At 54.6% G+C, this 16741-nt stretch carries 14 protein-coding genes; 3 read left to right on the forward strand and 11 right to left on the reverse strand.

Features of this window, described 5'->3' with window-relative positions; genetic code table 11:
- Positions 1-33: 33 nt before the first annotated feature.
- The 3 genes from GRX76_RS17675 to GRX76_RS17685 all read left to right on the forward strand — a co-directional run bounded on the left by GRX76_RS17675 (position 34) and on the right by GRX76_RS17685 (position 3838).
- Positions 34-1689, forward strand: a complete 1656-nt coding sequence (locus tag GRX76_RS17675; RefSeq protein WP_160154502.1) for an ATP-binding protein — start codon at positions 34-36, stop codon at positions 1687-1689.
- Positions 1690-1724: 35 nt separating this feature from the next.
- Positions 1725-3179, forward strand: coding sequence for a sigma-54 dependent transcriptional regulator (locus tag GRX76_RS17680; protein WP_160154503.1), 1455 nt, complete (start codon positions 1725-1727; stop codon positions 3177-3179).
- A gap of 95 nt (positions 3180-3274) precedes the next feature.
- The gene (locus GRX76_RS17685; protein WP_160154504.1) at positions 3275-3838 is read left to right on the forward strand and encodes a GspH/FimT family pseudopilin; all 564 of its coding nucleotides are present in this window, start codon (positions 3275-3277) and stop codon (positions 3836-3838) included.
- 24 nt (positions 3839-3862) lie between these two features.
- Here GRX76_RS17685 and GRX76_RS17690 read toward each other — a convergent pair whose 3' ends face one another.
- The 11 genes from GRX76_RS17690 to ribF all read right to left on the reverse strand — a co-directional run bounded on the left by GRX76_RS17690 (position 3863) and on the right by ribF (position 16707).
- Positions 3863-4303, reverse strand: a complete 441-nt coding sequence (locus tag GRX76_RS17690) for a type IV pilin protein (RefSeq protein ID WP_160154505.1) — start codon at positions 4301-4303, stop codon at positions 3863-3865.
- Positions 4304-4356: 53 nt separating this feature from the next.
- On the reverse strand, positions 4357-7782 hold the full coding sequence (locus GRX76_RS17695) for a pilus assembly protein (protein WP_160154506.1): 3426 nt from the start codon (positions 7780-7782) through the stop codon (positions 4357-4359).
- A 39-nt stretch (positions 7783-7821) separates the two neighbouring features.
- Positions 7822-8355: a PilX N-terminal domain-containing pilus assembly protein gene (locus GRX76_RS17700; RefSeq protein WP_160154507.1), complete on the reverse strand. Its 534-nt coding sequence runs from the start codon at positions 8353-8355 to the stop codon at positions 7822-7824.
- Positions 8355-9320, reverse strand: a complete 966-nt coding sequence (locus GRX76_RS17705) for a PilW family protein (RefSeq protein WP_160155054.1) — start codon at positions 9318-9320, stop codon at positions 8355-8357. Before GRX76_RS17705 ends, GRX76_RS17700 begins: the two co-directional genes overlap by 1 nt.
- Position 9321: 1 nt before the next feature.
- A complete protein-coding gene (gene pilV / locus GRX76_RS17710) occupies positions 9322-9810 on the reverse strand; it encodes a type IV pilus modification protein PilV (RefSeq protein WP_236250458.1) in 489 nt (162 codons plus the stop codon).
- Between the two features lie 12 nt (positions 9811-9822).
- The gene (locus tag GRX76_RS19315) at positions 9823-10344 is read right to left on the reverse strand and encodes a GspH/FimT family pseudopilin (protein WP_305075871.1); all 522 of its coding nucleotides are present in this window, start codon (positions 10342-10344) and stop codon (positions 9823-9825) included.
- A 196-nt stretch (positions 10345-10540) separates the two neighbouring features.
- Entirely contained in the window at positions 10541-11473 is a 933-nt protein-coding gene (ispH, locus tag GRX76_RS17720; protein WP_160154509.1) for a 4-hydroxy-3-methylbut-2-enyl diphosphate reductase, read from the reverse strand.
- Positions 11474-11505: 32 nt separating this feature from the next.
- Positions 11506-11946: a peptidylprolyl isomerase gene (locus GRX76_RS17725; protein ID WP_160154510.1), complete on the reverse strand. Its 441-nt coding sequence runs from the start codon at positions 11944-11946 to the stop codon at positions 11506-11508.
- An 11-nt stretch (positions 11947-11957) separates the two neighbouring features.
- Complete coding sequence (gene lspA / locus GRX76_RS17730) at positions 11958-12491, reverse strand: signal peptidase II (RefSeq protein WP_160154511.1); 534 nt, start codon at positions 12489-12491, stop codon at positions 11958-11960.
- Positions 12484-15288 carry an isoleucine--tRNA ligase gene (gene ileS, locus GRX76_RS17735; RefSeq protein WP_160154512.1) on the reverse strand — a complete coding sequence of 935 codons (2805 nt, stop codon included), beginning with the start codon at positions 15286-15288 and terminating at the stop codon, positions 12484-12486. The genes lspA and ileS overlap by 8 nt, the downstream gene beginning before the upstream one ends.
- A 441-nt stretch (positions 15289-15729) precedes the next feature.
- Complete coding sequence (gene ribF / locus GRX76_RS17740; RefSeq protein WP_160154513.1) at positions 15730-16707, reverse strand: bifunctional riboflavin kinase/FAD synthetase; 978 nt, start codon at positions 16705-16707, stop codon at positions 15730-15732.
- Between the last annotated feature and the right edge of the window lie 34 nt (positions 16708-16741).

The following is a 16741-nucleotide window of genomic DNA, read 5'->3' on the forward strand; positions in this document are numbered from 1 at the left end:
TCGCCGGACGCGCCCCCAGAATGAGAATAAAAAGTGAGCAGCCAGACCGCATCAGGTGACTCCCTGCACAGGGACATAACCCCGCCGCAACAAAATACCCCAGCGCCCGCGGAGTTGATCCGCCCTCGCCTGCGACAGCGGGACCTGCTCAAAATATACGCCTGGTACCGGGTAGCAATTGCGCTCATCCTGCTAGGACTGTTTGCATCCGGTATCAGCCGCGGCACCGTCGGCACCCTGTACCCGGCCCTGTACCTGAACACCGCCATTACCTATGCGGTGCTCAATATCGCCTGGCTGCTTTTTCTCTACCCTGGCCGCTTCCTGACCACGCCACTGCGCATCGGCAGTATCCTCAGCTGCGATATCATCGCATTTCTGTTGTTGATCCAGGCCAGTGGTGGCCTGGATTCCGGTGTCGGCTACCTGCTGCTCACCACCTGCGCGGTGGGCTCTCTACTGCTGGACAAACGCATGGGGGCCTTCCTCGCCGCCATCACCAGTATCGCGGTCATTGCGCAACAGTTGTTCGGGATACTGATCGGCCAGGCGGAAACCCAGGATATCGTTTCCGCAGGCAGCCTCGGGATATTACTGTTTACCTGTGTAACCGCACTCCAGTATCTCTCGACCCACATCCGCCTCGCCAACCAGAAAGCCGAACAGGAACGTCGGCAAGCCGCGCATTTACAGCGACTTACCCAACAGATCGTGGCGCAGATGCACACCGGTGTTCTGGTACTCGATGGGCAGGGAAATACCGAGCTGATCAACCGCTCCGCACAGCAATTACTCGGCATCAACCGCATAGCCGGGGGTAGTCTCAGCCCGGAGTTTAATCGTGCGCTGGACAGTTTGCGCAAACAATCGGGAGCCCACAGTGGCATTGTCGAAGGGGCCGGGCACAGCCAGCTCCGGGCTAGCGTCACCAGCCTCTCCAACGAATCCAGAAAAAGCACCCTGGTTTTTCTCGAAGACAACCGCAAATTGTCACAACAGGCCCAGCAACTGAAACTCGCCTCACTCGGTCGCCTGACCGGCTCCATTGCCCACGAAGTGCGCAATCCCCTGGGTGCCATCAGCCACGCCGCGCAACTACTCGCGGAATCCGATTCCATTAGCGACGAAGACCGGCAGCTGACCGGGATCATTTTTCGTCACAGCCAACGAGTCAACCGAATCGTCGAGGATGTCATGCAGCTTTCTCGCCGCCAAATGGCTGAACCTCAGCTGCAGGACTTGTGTGTTTGGATTGAACAATTCCTGACGGATTACCGCGCGGGAATGCCGGCGGAAACCCGCATTACACTGGAGACACCATCACATCCGGTCTATGCGCGCTTCGACCCGCACCAAATGACCCAGGTCGTCACCAACCTCTGCAACAATGCCGTGCGGCACTCACACATCGCCACCGGCCGGGCGGAGGTAGTCGTAACTGTCAGTTTTGTAGGGTCCCGAGAATGTGCCCGCCTGGAGGTTCAGGATTTTGGCCCGGGGGTTGCGGATGAACACAAAGATCAGATATTTGAACCTTTTTTCACCACCCAGACTTCTGGTGCCGGATTAGGGCTTTATATTGCCCGCGAACTCTGTGAATCTACCCGGGCAAATCTTTATTATTGTCGCAACCAAGACAATCACAGCTGCTTCAGAGTAGAATTTGCCCACGCGGAACAGGTTTTCTGAACGCGCAACAAAAATAAATTTCACTGCTATCTACCATGGCCGAGCGACAACCGATTGCCCTGGTTGTAGATGACGAGCCCGACATCTGCGACTTGATCTCAATGACTCTGCGACGCATGAACGTGCGCGCGGATATCGCGATGTCTGTCGCCGAAGCTAATCGTCGCCTCAGTGAAAAACATTACGATTTCTGTCTTACGGATATGCGCCTGCCCGATGGCGATGGCCTGCAACTCGTAGAGCAGATTCAGGATCGCCCTCAGGATCAATCTCTCCCTGTCGCCGTCATTACCGCCCATGGCAATATGGATACCGCCATTAGCGCACTCAAGCTCGGAGCCTTTGACTTTGTCAGCAAACCCGTCGACCTGGAGCGATTGCGCGCGCTGGTACAACTGGCCCTGCGACTAAATGAAGACCGCGATATCCAGCGGCAGGAGTTTCCGCCGCTGCTGCAGGGGCAATCCCCAGCCATTCAGCAACTGCGTTCACAGATAGAAAAAATAGCCCGCAGTGACGCCCCGGTACATATCCAGGGCGAACCCGGTTCCGGTAAAGAACTGACTGCTCGCAGTATTCATCTCCAGGGGCCAAGGGCCGACAATGCATTCGCAATACTGCATTGCGCCGCCACTCCGGCAGAGCAACTTGAAAGAGCATTATTCGGAATAGACAAAGCGACGGAAAAAACCGAAGGCGTTTTGCACACTGCCAACGGTGGCACGCTGTTCCTGGATGAAATTACTGAATTGCCGCTTGAGCTTCAGGTCAAGCTGCTCGCGGCAATACAGGAAAAGCGTTTTGCTCCGGTCGGTAGTAGCGAGTTCAGCGAGCTCGATATCCGCATCCTGAGTGCCTCGCACAAACACCTGGTCAGTGAAGTGCGCAGCGGCCGCTTTCGCAGCGACCTGTTTTACCGTATCAACGTCATAGAAGTAGCCGTTCCCGCACTGCGCCATCGGCTTGAAGACCTCCCGCTACTGACACGTAACCTCCTGCGCCGCCTGACGGCAGATAGCAAGGGGGCGCCCCCGAAAGCAGCCCAGGATGCGGTCAGTGCGCTGCAGGCGTACGACTTCCCTGGCAACCTCCGTGAGCTGGAAAACATCCTCGAGCGGGCCCTCACGCTCTGCGAAAGCAACACCCTCAGAGCCAGTGATCTACTACTGCACGCAGAGAGCCCCATCCCCATCCCCGAGTCCGGTGATACCAGCAGCTACCCGGTGGCCGACCTGGCATATGTACCGCCCAGAAGCCACGAACAACCGACCACTCAAATTGGGACCTTAGCGACGACCACTACCTACCCCGAACAGTTTTCCGCCTCGGACTACGAAACGTTGGATGACTTCCTGCAAACCATCGAGCGCGAAGCCATAGAAAGTGCACTTAATGAAACTCGCTGGAACAGGACTGCCGCGGCGGAGAAGTTGGGGATCAGTTTTCGGTCGTTGCGGTATCGTTTGAAAAAACTAAACCTCGAAGATTAACCAAATTTAGCACTTCCGTACTGTAATGGCCTGTGATTGGCTTTTCCCTCCGCCTTGGTATTCTGCAGAACTACTCAAGGATGAGGAGAACGATCATGCGACCCAATTACGGTACCACACTGCTAGAGCTGATTATCGGCCTGGCCATTCTATCCGTCATCGCGTCTATTGCAGTGCCCGCCATGGGCGATCTACTGGATCGCTACCGCACCCACATGAAAGCACGGGAGCTATTCAACTTGCTGGTGCTGATGCGAAGCCAGGCCTATAACAAGCAGAAAAAATTTACGCTCTGCCCCAGTGACGACGATGCCAGCTGCGGTAATAACTGGTCTTCCGGTGCAATCCTTTTTGCCGACTTGGATGGCGATGGAGAAAGGGACTCGGGTGAGCCTCTGGAGAAAATATTTTCAGGAGCGGAAAGCGGCGGCTCACTAAACTGGAATGCGTTTAACAATACCGGCTATATTATTTTTCGCCCGAACGGCACAACACCGGCCCAGAGCGGTAACTTTTCCTATTGCCCTCCGAGCGGAGATGCCAGAGATGGCTGGATTATTATTTTGAATACCATTGGCCGCCCCTATCTGGGTAAAGACAAGGACGGCGACGGCATCAAAGAAACGGGCAGCGGGAGAAACCTGAGCTGTCAGGCCTGACCTAAAATTCAGGCACTGACCCGCTTAGCTACAGGTTTTGTCCCAGCACATATCACCAGTGCCAAAACCATCATCACCCCGGTCCCAGCCCTTTTCACCGCTGGAACGCAGTAACAGATTGCCATCATCGGCTTGAACACCTTTGGCCTGTGCTTGCAGCTCGTAGCTACCACCACCATTACCCAAGGTGATTCTCAAATCGTAATACTTTGTGCCTCCGTCCAGTGGCGCTTCAGTGGCAAAGATAACCGGCACACCGTTCGCTTCTGACCCGGTGTAACTACCATTTTGCGTGAAGTGCTGCTCCATTGCCTGAGCCAGCCCCATCAGAGCGCCCTGTGCATCCGCACGACGGGAGCCTTTTACATATTCCTGATAAGAAGGCATAGCGATGCCGGCAATAATGGCAATGATCGCCACCACAATCATCAATTCGATAAGCGAAAAGCCGCGTTGCTTATTCATATTTGCTCTCAACATTTATTTAATCAAAGGCTTAAATGGCTACGGACGCGCTGTCACTCGGGTGTAATTTCTTCCCAGGACAGGCGACCTTCACGCTCACCACCACCCACGTTCACGTCGCGTTCATTAATCGTGCCCGCACTGGTCGAGGTATACTGCCTTTTCGCACCCAAAAAGCCCGGCTTATTGGGAATACCTTCATCGACCAGCTCACCGACATAGTTCATATCAGCGCTATCAATCACTCCGTCGCCATTTGCGTCGAAAACCGCAAATTTTGCTGGAGGCAAACCGGTGCGGACATCCACAGACATCAGCCAACCGTATCCGCCAGCAGAGCAAACCTGCCCGGTGGGAATCAGCGTGTTGAAGAACAGCACATTGCGCAGCAAGTCCGGCCTAGTGGTAACCCTCTCGCCCCCATCAGGGTAAGTTCCCGCATCCAGGGGAATATACCAGCCAGAATCACTGGTCCAATTCAGCTCACTACCGCTCAAAGTACGAAGAGTTATGACTCCGCCATCATCCTGAGCTACATCTTCCTCGCCGATAGTCCGGGAAACGAGATCATCTGCATCCAACCCATAAGTCCCATTATCCGAAACTGCATAGAAACCACCAGCAGAGGTATCGGCCGTATCGGTAGCCGTCAAATACTGACCTGTACCGAAGGTAACTAGCAGGTTAGGGCCAGCGCCACTTTCGTAGGCAGTATTGCGCGCAACCAGTGGCGCCGCGGTAATCGGCTCACCGCTCGCCGTAAACAGCGGCGTGGCTGTCCCGCCATTGCTTTCAACAGCCCACTGCCCAGTACTCTCTACATCAAACGCCCACATATTGCCGCGGAGGTCACCTGCATATATACGATCAATAGTGCCATCGAGATCGGAGTCCACAATGGCTGGGGTAGACAGGCCATTTTTATTCCCTTGGCTACCAGTCGCAGTAGTCAGATACACATACCCACTGCCATCCAGATAAACGATAAACAGCCCGGCATCGCCGGTGTAGCTGTTATAACCGTTGCCAAAAATGGCTGCCCACTTGCCATTGGACATGCGACCGATCTGGGGACGACTGAAAGAATAACCGAGATTGCTATTCGTGTTATCAGTAAACTCCCAGAGCACCAACGAAGCCGCATTGGCCTCAGTGAAGTTACCGGGGTCGGACACATCCAGCGCAAAATAGCCTTTGCCGCCGCCACCTAGACCACCCACCAGTACGGTTTTCCAGCCCGTACCGATATAGGCATCACCTACGGTCGGCGTACCATCCACATAATATTTGTGGCTATAGTTCTGTGAACTCAGGAAGTGAACACCTTCGTCGGTTACGCTACTGACAAGCGCAGAAGGGGCATAGGCAATCAGCTCTTTACCGGCATTTGTACCGGAAATCGCCGCATTGAAACCGTGCAGGAAGCCATCATTGGCCCCCACATATACCATTGGTGTCCGGCTTGCTTTGCCGCTTTTAAACGCCGCGTAGCTGCTAGCCTCGGGAAAATTCTCATTTTCCCAGCTCGATGTAGGAGCACCCAGGTATACCGGAGTGGAGTTGACGATATCCCCCAGTCGGCTACCCCGCTGGCGAAATTCACTAGTACTATTCCCTTCGTTAGTGCGATCACCACGCTGGTAGGCAATTCGATCAGCCGCTCGTCCGTCCTGAACCGCTACACCAGTAGAGGTATTGATGTTCAGATCCAGTTCAACATTGCTATCACTGTCAGTAAAGTCAAGACCAGCCTCGGTATAAGGAACACCACTGCTACCATCATGGGTAAGAATTACGCGCTGAGAGATATCGGCCTGATCCAGTATGTTACCCGCCTCCCAAGAGGCGGTAGACGAAATACTACCGTCACTACCAATAGAAAGTGCGGATAGCTCGCCACTCCAGTCTCCGCTATCGAACTTGGCCGCATAAAGCGTCGAGTTTTCCTCCAGAGAGGTGGAGTTAAAGGCGACAGAACTGGAGCTGCCTACAATGGCATGCACTTTCCTAATAATCTGGCTGAATGTCGTTTTTAACTCAGACGCATTGTCAGCACTGTATACATAGGAGCAATCATCTCCACTACATGTGCTATCACCACTGTGATACCCCGACCCAAAATAACCCGAGTTCGTGAGCACATTACTATTTGACAGATTGCTATTGGCAAATCCGATCATATAGCTCGTTATATTGTGCTTAACCGCAGTCCCATCTGGCTCAGTTAAATCAGGACGTAAATCGATGTCATACAATGCCTTAATGACATCATCCATGGAGTCATTACTGCCGGTAGTGCACCCCTTGACACCGTCGCAATTGTAATCGTAATCGTCCAGTTCATCGCCAACACCGCCATCACTAGTTGGATCGCCATCGGTCAATGCAACCATAAAACTCTTCTGGCAATAAAACTGAATTGCGCCGCCAGTTTCAGTGGCAGTTGGCTCTGTCACGCTCCCCCAAATTGGCTCACTTTCAAATACTTCCTCACCTTTTTTTGTTTGCGATGAAACGACTCCATCTGCATCTTCCAGAGTAATAGAAATATTCTTATCTTCGTAGCCGGTAATAAAGTATCGCCCAACATCTTCAAAAGTTTCCCCTAACGGGGTGCCGCCGCTGACCCCAATTCCGGAAATGGAACTAAGCAATGTTGGTAAATTTTCCTCACTAATGCTCGTCAACCCTGCCAGCATCTGGCCACCATTTGCATTGCCAGAAGCATCAAATTGCATCAGACCAACACGTACATCCGAAAGATCGGACAGGAGATCTGTTGCCGAATCCTTCATAATTTCTGTGCGTCGATCAACGCCGAGCTTGGCCCTCCGAACTGTAGTGCCGTCTTCCTCCAAAAAGTAGTCGGCCAAATAGGTACCAGTGCTATTATCAGAAAAAAACCAGTTTAAAAAATGGCCTGTCTGACGAGGACTACTTCCGGTCGAACTATCATCATGTAAATTCAGGTAACTGTAATCCTGATGATTGCCGGTTTCCCAATACGAGCCATCATTTCCATCCGCATAAAACCGGACTTCATACTCAGAATTTTCTGCGAAACAGTTACTAGTTGAGTTCCAGGTCATCCAGTTATTGTCACTCTCATCGTCGTCTCTCGGAGCGATCCGTTTGAACTGAACTGCACCCGTACTTTTGTTCACCCGGTAGTTAACAACGAAATAATCGGTTCTCCAGTTCCCGCCTTGTTGATAGCGGTATGTATTATCCAAAGCTGTGCCACTGCAAGGATCGTCCGCCTCCGAATCATAATCTTCAGGAGGCAATACCACTTGATACATAGATCCCGAAGAGTCGAGCACAAACATAATATTCGGCTCCGCCGAGCCACGGGTATACAAAGGAACTTCTGACAAATCCCCTGGCGCGGCAGAGGCACTGGTCGCCAATGTCAGCAGAAAGGCGGAAGAAAGGGGGCGGAAAGACAAGCGCATGTTTATTCTGTTATTCCATTTCATTGTTCGGTCTCTATTCGAATACTTTGTCAGCTGGTTGCCTTACATGGCTCGCCCGTAGAGGGTTACGATAATCCGCTCGGTGCCGCCGATACCAACACCCCGGGTCACGATTTTGAATACCTGAATGTCGTCATATTCCTGGCCTGTATTTCCGGTACTCCGATCCACATCAGAGGCATTGGAGTCGTCGGAAGCCAAGCCAGACATTTCGATATACATACGCCCGGTCAGTGCCGTCCCGTCGGGGCCAGTCATGCCAACGGATCTTTCTGTGGTATTGGTGTCTGTCCAGGTATTACTGGCGAAAAGGTCATCGGGGCCATTTCCTGCAGTACGCATCCAGCCGTTGGCTCCGAAACCACTGGTATCCGCGAGCCCGTCGATGACGGCCTCTCCCTGTCGCGCCATGGACTCCGCTACTTCAAGGGCAACCTTGGCATCGCGGGAGGCAAAGGTCATACGCTCGCCCATGATGACGCTCTGCGCACCAGAGACACCGATTAACGTCAGCACCAGCAATATGATCAGACTTACAATTAATACTGCACCCTGTTGGCTATGTAGCTTTTGCATTACATACTCCCCCGATTACGCACTTTAACGGTGGCAACATAGAGTTTTCTCAAGCGGCCGTCGGTATAGGTGGTTTCGGTACCGTCCAGCTCGGTTACTGTTTGCGAATCGACTCCGGCTGCATTTTCGCTGGTCACCAGTAGTTGTAATTTTACTGAGGTTACTTCGGCCATATTGTCCAGGTTACTGTCCGCGCCCTGCCACACATCTACCACGCCATCACCAGAGGTATCCCGGCCATAAGTCACCTGCATATCTTCAATGCCGGGTACCAACTCCTGAGTATTGCCATTTTCATCCCGAACAAATAACGAGTTATCTCCGGCGGTACTTTGGGCAATAAAATACGTGCGCTGATAGGGCTTCAGGATCTTGGCATCTGAACCGTAGACTTCCTGAAGTGTTGCGCCATGGGTGAAGGTGCGATTACCGGCACCTACGTCACCAGTAACCCCTGTGATAGACACCACATCGCCGAGTCGGCAATTGGCGATCAATACAACATCGCCAGTGGCTATCGGGCAATTTGCACTCACCTGGTTACCGCTGTTGAGCAAACGCCCAGCACCAGCACAGGCATCTACTGTGCTTCCGATAATCAGGATATCGCTACCTTCAATCACGTCCATAGTGCCAACTTTCTGGCCCGCACCGGCATCATTGATACCCTGAACCCCATCAGCGCCGAGTGAAGCAAAAAAACCGCTGGGGGAGCTCAGGTTGTTCACAATGCTGTCCTGATCGGGAGCGCAGCCCCAATAATCCGCTGAACGGACCTCCTTGCTCAGTAAATCCAGCGCAAAACGGCCACTCTCCTGGATACGCGAAAATGCCGTCTGGGTGCGGGAGGTGCTGGTATTGCTCTGGAACACCTGCAAAACCCCGAGTAGCAGCAGTGAGCTCAACACTATGCCTACCATCAGTTCAACCAGTGACAAACCTCGTTGCCGGGTGATCAAGTGCATCTCAAAGCTCCACTGTCATAACAAAACTGGCATCTTCCGTACCGCCATCGGCACCGCCATAATTTTCACCAGTATGCTGCTGCTTCCAGGCGAGAGTGATGGTTACCTGATCGCCATTGCGGCCGATAGTGCCGGACGCAGAAGGTAAGTTGGTTTTAATCACTTGCCCCCATTCATACAGATCCAGGCTCGCCAGAGCATTCACGCTGCAAGCGGATGTACAGTCGTTCCCCAAAGTCTCGCTGCCATCAACGGTGCCGTCATAACTACCCTGCTCTAAACCACTGGGATTGGCCCGCATGCGCTCGACAATGTCCTGCGCAGCCAGTGCAGCCATATAACGCTGATTTGCGCCGTTTCCATTTTTCAGGCTCATGGTCTGGGTGGCTGCAACCCCCAATAAACCTACCGCAAGAACCAGTACGGAAATCAGCACCTCAATTAAGGTTGCGCCCCGTTGCTTTACCATTCCCTTTCTCACTTTCATCATTAATCCCGCCCTTTAATTACTACAGGCAGTATTGGTCAGCAGGCGAACCGCCCCCGACACCAGCATCTCTAGCTGCCGCCCATGGTTGCCCGTCCGGTCATCACAGACCCCGAGGGTGAGCTTGTCGGCGAGATTGGACTCACCCCGCGCGTTAAACGTAAATTGCAGATTTGCGGTATCTGTACCGCCAACATCTGCACTCACCGCAAGGCTGGCATTTTCAATATCGAAAACACGTAACACCAATTCGCCATTGTCGAAACTGTCATTATCGTTTGCATCCACATACACCCGAAGGCCATTGGCCACATCATCTCCCATGGCACTGACGCCGACTCCTCCACCTGAACGCACAGCTTCCGCCCGAGCAAACTGAAGTACGGCATTGATGTCATCAGTCTTGGTAACAATGCGGTAGTCCTGAATCATGGAACGGAAGGAAGGCACCCCCACTGCCGCGATAATGCCAAGTACGGTTATTACGACCATCAGCTCTACGAGCGTAAAGCCCTTCTGGCTTACGGAATTATTCATTTTTACTATTACCCTGAATCACAGACAAACTGATGCCCACCCCAGTACGCTGGTGTACCGCAGTGTTATATCAGTTGAAGAAAAGATTGGAAGTGAAGGAATCGACCTTATTCAACAAGGCCGACAAGCGGTAATCGGAAGCCGACAAGCGGGCTCCTCACAGGTGCCCGCCACAGGGTTGACGCTCAAAAAAAGATCAGCGGAGTTCTTTGGGCAGGCTGAAGCTGATATTTTCCGGGATGCCGGCAACTTCATTGGGAATATCGGCTCCCAGATCCCGCAACTTCTGAATCACACGCTCCACCAGCACTTCCGGTGCCGAAGCCCCGGCAGTAATGCCCACGGCTTTCTTTCCGCTCAGCCAGCCGGAATCTACACAATCTGGACCATCAATCAGATAGGCATCGGTACCACAGCGCTCCGCCAGTTCCCGCAGTCGGTTCGAATTTGAACTGTTGGGGCTACCCACGACCAGGACCAGGTCGCATTCCAGCGCCAATTGCCGCACGGCGTCCTGGCGATTCTGGGTGGCATAGCAGATATCGTCTTTGCGCGGGCCGCGGATATTAGGGAACTTGGCTCGCAGGGCGTCGATCACGCGGGAGGTGTCATCCACGGAGAGGGTGGTTTGGGTGACGAAGGTCAGGTTGTCCGGGTCTTTGACCTGCAGCTCGGAAACGTCCTGCTCATCCTCCACCAGATAGATGGCACCACCGCCGCTGGTGTCATACTGGCCCATGGTGCCCTCTACTTCCGGGTGACCTTCGTGACCGATCAGAATGCACTCGCTGCCGTCGCTACTGAACTTGCTCACTTCCATGTGCACTTTGGTCACAAGCGGACAGGTTGCATCGAATACCTTGAGACCGCGATCAGCCGCTTCCTGCTGCACGGCTTTGGATACGCCGTGGGCGCTGAAGATGACGATTACATCATCCGGGACTTCGTCCAGCTCATCCACAAACACCGCGCCGCGCTCACGCAGGCTGTCGACCACGAATTTGTTGTGCACGACTTCGTGGCGCACATAGATAGGCGCACCGAAGACATCCAGGGCTCGGTTGACGATGTCGATCGCGCGATCGACACCGGCACAGAAACCGCGGGGATTGGCGAGGCGAATCTGCATACTACTCAGTCCTTGACCTGTCTAAGCTGAAATCAGTTGACCGAGGCCACTTCGAGAATTTTTACGTGGAAGAACACCGTCTGGCCGGCCAGGGGGTGATTGAAGTCGACTTCCACTTCGTCGTCACCGATTTCACGAATCACACCGGGCAATTCGCCACTGCCGTTATCAAAAGAGATCACCAGACCTTCTTCCAGTTCGATATCCGGAGAGAAGTGACCGCGTTTTACCTTCTGGATATTGGAGGGGTTGCGCTGACCAAAACCAGCCTCCGGCGGCACTTCAATTTCCGCTTCATCACCGGCCGTAAGGCCAAAAAGCGCCTGCTCAAAACCCGGCAGCAAATTGCCATCGCCCACAATAAAGGTGGCCGGATCACCATCAAAATTGGAGTCAATTTCAGAACCGTCGTCCAGCTTGAGGCTGAAGTGCAGGGTTACGCGGCTGTGTTCGCCGATTACATTATTGCTCATGGGTACTGCCTTTAAACTTCTGCACTTTTCTCAGGAGAATCGTCGCTGCGATCCTTGAAAAACAACAATTCGATGACCAGCATGGCCGCGCCTACGGAGATGGCAACATCGGCAATATTGAATACCGGGAAGTGCCAGCTTCCGTAATAAACGGAAATAAAATCCCGCACATAGCCCAGCAAAATACGATCCCACAGGTTACCCAGGGCCCCGCCAAGAATGAATGCCAGTGCCATCGGTTCCCAGCGCTTCATCGCGGGCAGGCGCCATATCCACACAATCACCACCGCACTGAACACGAGCGCGATAACGCCAAAAAACCAGCGCTGCCAGCCGCCGGCGTCGGCGAGAAAACTGAAGGCTGCACCGTAGTTTTCCGCATAGGTAAACTGCAGAAACCCGGGAATGATCTGTAATGCCGGGCCGTACATAAACTTGTCGACCGCCCATACCTTGGTGGCGATATCGGCCAGAATGACCAGCAGCGCCAGCAGATACCAGCGCCCGGGGGCGCCCAGGACTTTATGCCCCAAGGTGTTAGGCATAGTGACGCACCTCGCCTTCACCACTGACATTGTCTACACAGCGGCCGCAGAGTTCCGGGTGCTCACTGTTGCTACCCACATCTTCGCGGTAGTGCCAGCAGCGACCACATTTGGGCGCATCCACTTTGTGCACGGCAACCCGCAGGCCGGCCAGTTCAGTTTCTTCCGCACCGGCGGCATCGGAAAGCGGCTGCACGGAAGTGGAAGAACAGATCAGTACAAAACGCAGCTCATCTTTCAGCGCATCCAGTTTTTCCTGCAACCCGGGATCGGCGTACAGGGTGACTGAAGCTTGCAGAGAGCCACCGATGTTGCCCGCGCCACGCTGCTCTTCCAGCACCTTGTTCACTGCGGTTTTCACATCCGCGATGGCATCCCAGTATTCCGCATCCATCAGGGATTCCGCCGGCAGCGCAGGGAACTGGTACCACTCTTCCAGCAGCACGCTTTCACTCTTGGCGCCCGGTACGAACTGCCACAGTTCTTCGGCAGTGAAGCTCAGGATCGGGGCTACCCAGCGCACAAAGGCTTGTACAATGTGATACAGCGCAGTCTGCGCGGAGCGGCGGGCGACACTATCAGCCTGGGTGGTGTACTGACGATCCTTGATGATATCCAGATAGAAGCCACCCATTTCCACCACGCAGAAATTATGTAGCTTCTGGTAGATCTGGTGGAACTGGTAACGATCGTAAGCGCTAATGATTTCCTGTTGCAGCCTGGCCGCCTGATCCAACGCCCAACGATCCAGTGCCAGCATGTCTTCCACCGGCAACAGATCTTTCTCCGGTTCGAAGCCCGCGAGGTTCGACAGGAAGAAGCGCGCGGTATTGCGCAGGCGACGATAGGAATCCGCGGTACGCTTAAGGATTTCGTCGGACACCGCCATCTCGCCACTGAAATCGGTGGCGGATACCCACAGACGCAGAACGTCCGCGCCCAGCTTGTTGATCACATCCTGAGGCGCCACCGTATTACCGATGGACTTGGACATTTTGCGGCCCTGAGCGTCCACGGTGAAACCGTGAGTCAATACCTGCTTGTAGGGCGCACAATCATTAATGGCGATGGAAGTTTTCAGGGAGGACTGGAACCAGCCGCGGTGCTGGTCGGAGCCTTCCAGATACAGGTCCGCCGGGAAACGCAGACCGTCGCGACGCTCCAGCACCGCGTAGTGGGTCACACCGGAATCGAACCACACATCCAGGGTATCGGTGACTTTCTGGTAGTTGTCGGCGTCGTCACCCAGCAGCGCTTTGGCATCCAGGTCGAACCACACATCCATGCCGCCCTGGTCCACCAGTTCGGCGACCTTGTCCATCAGCGCCGGAGTTTCCGGGTGGATTTCGTGGGTTTCTTTATGCACGAACAGCGCGATGGGAACACCCCAGGTGCGCTGGCGTGAGATACACCAATCCGGGCTGGCATCCAGCATGGAATCGATACGCGCCTTGCCCCAGCCGGGGATCCACTCGACTTCATCCGCCGCCTTCTGGGCATGATCCAGCAGATCGTTCTGCTGCATGCTGATAAACCACTGCGGCGTAGCGCGATAGATCAGCGGGGTTTTAGTACGCCAGCAATGTGGGTAGCTGTGGACCAGTTTGTCCTGGTGCAGCAACACACCCTGTTCTTCCAGCAGCTCGACAATCTTGCCGTCCACCTTGTACACATGCTCGCCCGCAAACAGCGGCACTGTGTCGCGGTAAACACCGTTGTCGTCCACATAATTCAGGGTTTCAATGCCGTAGCGCTTGCCCACATTGAAGTCGTCGGGGCCGTGGTCCGGCGCTGTGTGCACACAGCCGGTACCCGCATCGGTGGTGACGTGGTCTGCCAGGATCAGGGGTAGCTGTTTTTCGTAGAAGGGGTGCTTTACCTTCAGGTGCTCCAGCGCGGCGCCGTGTATGCGACCGACCACTTCACCACTCACACCTGCAGCTTCCAACACCGCATCTTTTAATTCTGCCGCAACCAGCAGGCGCTCTTCGCCCACCTGCACTACGACGTACTCCAGGTCCGCATGTACGGAAACTGCCTGGGAAGACGGCAGGGTCCAGGGGGTAGTGGTCCAGATAACGACAGACAGCTGGCCATCACCGGCATGGCCACCGGCGGCATCGGCGATGGCCAGCGCGGTTTCATCGGTAACCGGGTATTTTACGTAGATGGAGAAGGAGGTTTTGTCCTGATACTCCACTTCCGCTTCTGCCAGCGCTGAGCCGCCCACGACGCTCCAGTAAACCGGCTTGAATCCACGTGACAGGTGGCCGTTTTTCACCACGCGCCCGAGGGCACGAATGATGTCGCCTTCAAACTGGTAGTCCATGGTGCGATAGGGGTTGTCCCACTCACCGAACACACCCAGACGGATAAAATCTTTCTTCTGGCCATCTACCTGCTTGGCCGCGTACTCACGACACTTCTGGCGGAAGGTTTTGTGATCGACTTTGACGCCGGCCTTGCCGACTTTCTGTTCCACTTTGTGCTCGATGGGCAGGCCGTGGCAGTCCCAACCGGGCACGTAGGGGGCATCGAAGCCACTGAGGGTTTTCGATTTGACGATGATGTCTTTCAGAATTTTGTTAACCGAATGACCGATATGAATATCGCCGTTGGCGTAGGGAGGGCCATCGTGCAGGATAAACTGTTCGCGGCCCGCACGGGCTTCACGAATTTTTTCGTAGAGCTTACCTTCTTGCCATTTCTTCAGAATCGCCGGCTCCCGCTGGGGCAGATTGCCGCGCATGGGGAAGTCGGTTTCGGGCAGATTCAGGGTCGCTTTGTAATCGGTCATTGGCTATCTACTTCAGTTGTAGCTCGGGGTTTTAAATTGTTGATTGCGCTTTGCACTCAAACCTCGAAAGGCTTACGGAGCCCAAAACTGGAAATTTAAGCGGGAGTGCTGGGGATCAGGTTTCAAAACCGTCGGCGACAGGGACGTCGCCGACGGAGCTTACAGGGATGTACTTGCAGCGTTTTTGAAACCTGATACCCAGTGCTCCGGCGCCACTGAACTCATATCAGAGCTCTGCTGTTAAGCTCCGGGCTCCGTTGGAGCTGGTTCCGTGGCGGCAGAGCACCGGGTACGGACTTTCAGGACCGCTGTGAACCCATCCCTGGGCGCTGCGGCGGCGACGTCCCTGTCGCCGACGCTCCTGAAAGTCCGTACCCGATGCTCTGCCTTCGCATCTGCGAGCTGTACTACGTCAGATACGAAGGGGTAATTTGTTTTTGCTCAATCTGGATTGCGATGAGCAAACCAAGCCTTCGCATTTTCGATGTCTTCCGCGATTTTCTGTTTGAGTATTTCCAAAGACTCAAACTTCTCTTCATCGCGCAGCTTGTGGCAGAAAGTTACTGCGATTTCGCGGCCATAAAGGTCGCCACTGAAATCGAACAGGTGCACTTCCAATAGCGGCTTTGCACCTTCGCCCTCAACCGTGGGACGAAAACCCACATTGGCCACACCCGCCACTTCCATACAGCTGCCAGACATCGGGCTGCCGTCGGTGCGTTTCGCCGTCACCGTATACACACCCACCAGCGGCGAGCGATAGCGGTGCAGGCGCACATTGGCGGTAGGCGCCCCCAGCTGGCGACCAAGTGCACGGCCGCGGGCCACCAGGCCGGTAATCCGGTATGGTTTGCCCAGCAACTGCTCCGCCAGAGCAAAGTCCGCATTTTGCAGTGCCTCACGGATACGCGTACTGCTCACCCGTTCGCCGGCAATCTCCAGGGTAGCGGTATCTTCCACGGTAAAGCCCGCATCAGCGCCGGCTTTTTGCAGCAGGCGGTAATCTCCGCTGCGGTCGCAGCCGAAGCGGAAGTCGTCACCTACTACAAGGTGGCGCACGCCCAGTCCGTCCACCAGTACCTGCTGGATGAATGCCTCGGCACCCAGACTGCGCAGGCGCTCGTTGAACTGCAGACACAGAACACGATCAACGCCGGCGTCGAACAGTGCCAGTACTTTTTCCTTGAAGCGCATCAGCCGTGCGGGGGCCTTTTCGCCGGAGAAATACTCGTGGGGCTGCGGCTCAAAAATGATCGCTACCGACGGCAGCTTGCGCTCTGCAGCGCGCGCGCGCAACTGGCTGATAATCGCCTGATGCCCCAGATGCACGCCATCGAAAGACCCGATGGTCGCCACACATTCCCGGTGGCCCGGCCGCAGGTTGTGCAACCCGCGAATCAGCTCCCGTTGCTCGGTCACAGTGCTTCACTCACCCTTTGTCGGTCTTGCAAAA

The organism is Microbulbifer sp. ALW1, assembly GCF_009903625.1.
Lineage (GTDB): Bacteria > Pseudomonadota > Gammaproteobacteria > Pseudomonadales > Cellvibrionaceae > Microbulbifer.